The 4557-nt window shown below is 34.1% G+C and carries 4 protein-coding genes and 2 pseudogenes; all 6 read right to left on the bottom strand.

Annotated features, from left to right (window positions below):
* Positions 1-398: 398 nt before the first annotated feature.
* Positions 399-1481, bottom strand: a complete 1083-nt coding sequence (locus AC1DTM_RS18705) for a DUF3994 domain-containing protein (RefSeq protein ID WP_477000635.1) — start codon at positions 1479-1481, stop codon at positions 399-401.
* 35 nt (positions 1482-1516) lie between these two features.
* The gene (locus tag AC1DTM_RS18700) at positions 1517-2143 is read right to left on the bottom strand and encodes a DUF7018 domain-containing (lipo)protein (RefSeq protein WP_088099211.1); all 627 of its coding nucleotides are present in this window, start codon (positions 2141-2143) and stop codon (positions 1517-1519) included.
* Between the two features lie 517 nt (positions 2144-2660).
* A pseudogene (locus AC1DTM_RS18695) lies at positions 2661-2771 on the bottom strand (class I SAM-dependent methyltransferase); the annotation flags it as partial.
* 128 nt (positions 2772-2899) lie between these two features.
* Entirely contained in the window at positions 2900-3304 is a 405-nt protein-coding gene (arsC, locus tag AC1DTM_RS18690) for an arsenate reductase (thioredoxin) (protein WP_088099212.1), read from the bottom strand.
* A 25-nt stretch (positions 3305-3329) separates the two neighbouring features.
* Positions 3330-4370: an ACR3 family arsenite efflux transporter gene (gene arsB / locus AC1DTM_RS18685; RefSeq protein WP_088099213.1), complete on the bottom strand. Its 1041-nt coding sequence runs from the start codon at positions 4368-4370 to the stop codon at positions 3330-3332.
* Between the two features lie 18 nt (positions 4371-4388).
* Positions 4389-4557 (bottom strand): annotated as a pseudogene (locus AC1DTM_RS18680) (ArsI/CadI family heavy metal resistance metalloenzyme); the annotation flags it as partial.

Below are 4557 nucleotides of genomic sequence, written 5' to 3'. Positions count from 1 at the left end.
TTGTTACATAATTGGATTTACAATCATTATGTCCGTACATTTTCATATTTCGTACAACCTAATCATCTTTTCATCCATAGCACTTTTGAAGGTACTTCTCCTACTACAGCCCACTTTATATACCGCGAATCGAGTCTTTTTTTAATATATGAAACAATTACATAAAAGTTACGAAGATCTACACAAATAATAATCACACAAGGTCATCACTCAAAGTGACAAACATAATGACCCCCCTGCTCTATTCTCGTTAATCTGCATAAAAGGAATCCCATGCCCGCGTAAATAATACGTAAGCCGTAATGTAACAAAAAGCCTTTATTTTGATCAAACTTTCTTTCAAAGCTACACAATAAAAAAACTCTGTAAAATTTTTTACAGAGTTTTTTTCTAATTATTTATTGTTTTACATATCGAATACGAACGTTATCGTCCATGTGATAAATTTGTAATGTATTACCATCGTAGTTTTGTAGTTTATACATTACACTGTCATTTGTTAGCTTCACTTCTTGACCGTCTTTAACTGCTTTTGTTATTTTTAAGGCTAACTGGAATGACGGAACATCTACTGTATATGTTCCTGTTAAGTAGTTATCCTTATTCGGATAAGAACCATTCGTATAAGACTCAAATGTCTTATCACCTTTTAGTACTAACGTAGTTTTTACGCCACTACCGTAATCAATACCCCAATTACCAATAATTTCAGTACCGTCTTTTATGTTCTTTTGCATGTTTCCATAACTAATTCCTAACTCTTCAGATGTACCAATTGTACCTACGAATACGCCAGTTTTAGCTTGACTTTTATCTGTCTGAGCCTGACTACCAGTAGTTGGGTTTGCTGATATAGAACCACTAGAACTACTTGTTGTACTGGAAGGTTTATCTGTAGTTGTACCACCGCTTACTTCGGATCTTAACTTATCGAATGTAGGTTTCCAAATACGTTTTGCTTCCTCTAGTTTTGTATTTGCTTTATCTAAAATTTCCTTATCAGTCTCTAAGCTGAAACCTTTATCGTTGAATAACTTCTCTATTTCACCGAATGTTTCTCTTAATTTACCTGTAGCTCTTTCAATCTCTTTTTGTTCTTCTTTATGTTTTTGCGGTGCGTAAATCTTCTCTATCTTATCAAATACTTTATAGATGTCTTTAATACTATCTAATACCTCAGCTTTTGATTTACTTCCATTTCTCAAATCTCTTACAGAAGCATCATAGTAATCAAATCGTCTTAACATATCCTGTTCAATGTCTAATAAATATTGTGCATAATCTTCATCTAAAACTCGAACCTTTTGAACATCTTTACTTTCTTCTTTCGAATTGGTTGATTTTTCTTTCGKTTCAGAAGCCTTAGATTTACTTGTTTCTTCTGTCTTTTCTTCTTTACTTGCCGAATCTTTTACTGTAACACAACCACTTAATAATATGGCAACTGGAACTGCAACCCCTATTAGTTTCTTCACTTTCATACCTCACACCTCATACCCCTTTGAGTAATATATTCTTAGTTGGTTTTACTAGCGATACTCTTTGCTGCTTCTTCAAACAGTTTTGAACCTTCTTGTGCTTTCGATACGGATTGATGCATTTTACTCTCGTCTTCTTGGTCTAATGCATCAAAGAGAAGTTGGAAACAATCCGCATACAGTTCCATTGACTGCTTTATCTTCGCCTGTTCTCCCTGTAACTCAGGAGGTGCTTGTAGATTCTTCAGTTTCGTTGTGGTTGCCTTTGCTCCCCCTAAACTCAGTTGTACTTCACTTTTCTTTTGTTTGTATGACTTTACGTCTGAACCTGCTATTCCTTCAATTAATTTCATTGTATCTTCAATTTGAGTAGCACTGTTTATGATATCTGACTTGTACCTTTCAACATCTGAACCAGTTACCTTACCAGTTGAAGAACTAGAAGAAGAACTTGGTTGACTACTTGATGAACTACTGTTTGTATCCTCACCTTTCGCTACAGATAAGCTATCCTCTTTCTTGCTATCAGTTGACTTACTCTCTTTCTCTACCTTTTGCGTTTCTTCTTTCTTTGGTTCAGCTTTCTTACCATCAGTTTCAATTGTAATACAACCACTCAATAACATAACTGGTAACGCTAAACTTACTAATTTCTTTGCTTTCATGCCCCTCATACCCCTTTATTTGTAAAATCCAGTGCAAACAAGTTAATATACTAAACTAATAAATTTTCCCCGAATAATTTATTAGAAACTATTATCCATAGATTGCCTGTATATTCACAATTTTTCTATATATATATCATTTTACAAAAAATCACAAATATGGTCAAAGGTATTTATGCAGTTTTTTAAGAGTAATTTACTAGATGGGGTCACCATATTAGATCCTTGCGTTGGGTTTTCCACCTCTTTTAGGTTTAGAATCATTATAGCAATGTAAATTTTGTATTATTATTTTTCTAACAAACAAATTGATTAAAAACTATACATTTTATTCATTTCTTTAAGTCTATTAAGATATCAAAAATACCTGTCTTTTAATATAAAACAAGTGTTTTTCTATATTTAAGCACTACTATTGAATGTAGGAATCTTTACCGCAATACTTACAGCATAAACAAAAAAGCCGCATTTGCGGCTCATAAACTTATAGGACTAACACATGCGTTCATTGAATTACTTACCGTTTAATCGCATCAACAATTAACGATGGAAAGCCAAGTTTGTTTCCTTGATTTCTAGAATCATATCTTTTTGAACGGAAGATAACACCATCGTCCGCATCCCATTCGATTGCCACAAGTACGTTTTTGGCATAACACACCTGCTATCTGTAAACTTATCAACTTTTTCTTGTTAAATATATAGTAAAAAAAGAGCCAATCTCCTATACGATAGAAGATTAGCTCTTTCCTTTATTTATTCACCTATTTCAGAAAATCGTTTAATACGTTCACCGATTTCATTACGAACACGTTGAAATTCAGACCACTCTTTTCCTGCCGGATCATCAAATCCCCAATGAACACGATGAACGTGCGGAGGTGTAGAAGGACAGACAGAATCTGCGTGGCTACAAAGAGTAACGACTAAATCAGCATTATTTAAAATGTTTGAATCAATCATATCTGATGTTTGATTTGTTATGTCGATATTTACTTCTTTCATCGCTTTAATAGCATTTGGATTTACTCCGTGTGCTTCAATGCCTGCAGAATAGACATTCCACTTATCTCCTAAGTATTGTTTGCCAAAGGCTTCTGCCATTTGACTTCGGCATGAATTTCCTGTACATAAAAAATAGATTGTTTTTTTGTTTTCCATGTTGTTTTCCGCCTTTGTTTTTAAATTAGACTGGTTGATCATTAAAATATTTACGTTTAAACCAAAAAGCAACGTTTACAAGTGCAATCATTACAGGTACTTCAACTAACGGTCCGATAACAGCTGCAAATGCTGCGCCTGAGTGAATACCAAACACACCAACTGCTACAGCAATTGCTAACTCAAAGTTGTTGCTACCTGCTGTAAATGCTAACGTTGTAGTCACCGAATAATTTGCACCAATTTTTCTTCCCATAAAGAAAGAAACAAAGAACATCACAATAAAATAGATTAATAACGGAATCGCTATTCTTACTACATCAAATGGTACGCTAACAATCATTTCTCCTTTTAAAGAGAACATGATGATAATCGTAAATAGTAATGCAATTAATGTAAGTGGACTAATCTTAGATATAAACACCTTTTCATACCACTGTCTTCCTTTTAGTTTCACTAATACAAATCGTGTTAACATACCGGCTATAAAAGGAATTCCCAAATAGATAAATACTGATTTCGCTACTTCTACCATTGTAATATCTACAATAGCCCCTTCAATTCCTAACCACTCTGGGATTACTGTTACAAACACGTATGCATAAACTGAGAAGAATAACATTTGGAATACTGAATTAAAAGCAACTAAACCTGCTGCATATTCTTTATCACCATCAGCTAGATCGTTCCACACAATTACCATTGCAATACAACGTGCTAAACCAATCATAATGAGCCCGACCATGTATTCTGGCTTATCAGGAAGAAAAATAATTGCTAAAGCAAACATAAGTACAGGTCCAATAATCCAGTTTTGTACTAAAGATAGAACCAACACTTTTACATCTTTAAATACCCGGCCCATTTCCTCGTAACGAACCTTCGCTAGCGGTGGATACATCATTAAAATCAAACCAACAGCAAGCGGGATAGACGTCGTTCCAACTTGTAATGTATTAAGTCCGTCTACTACACTAGGAAACACAAATCCTAAACCAATTCCAACAGCCATAGCTAGAAAAATCCATAATGTTAAATATCGATCTAGAAAAGATAAACGTTTCATTTTATTTTCCATCTCCTATTAACAACAAGAATTTTTATCTACTACGTTAGAAGTCGTGCAACAAGATGGATCTTCAATTTTATGAACATCACTATCTGCTTTTGTATAAAAGAACTCCCACTCGTTACCATCAGGATCCGTTACCCAAAACTTATCTTGAACCGCATAACAACAAGTAGTATCCATC

The sequence above is a fragment of the Bacillus sp. P4_D3 genome, from assembly GCF_056401855.1.
Note: the sequence above shows the minus strand (reverse complement) of the source record. Positions and strands in the feature narration are given on the sequence as shown.

Excerpts from the sequence above, each read along its gene's own strand:
- AC1DTM_RS18700 (WP_088099211.1), bottom strand. The coding sequence starts at position 2,143 with ATGAAAGCAAAGAAATTAGTAAGTTTAGCGTTACCAGTTATGTTATTG.
- arsC (WP_088099212.1), bottom strand. The coding sequence starts at position 3,304 with ATGGAAAACAAAAAAACAATCTATTTTTTATGTACAGGAAATTCATGC.
- arsB (WP_088099213.1), bottom strand. The coding sequence starts at position 4,370 with ATGAAACGTTTATCTTTTCTAGATCGATATTTAACATTATGGATTTTT.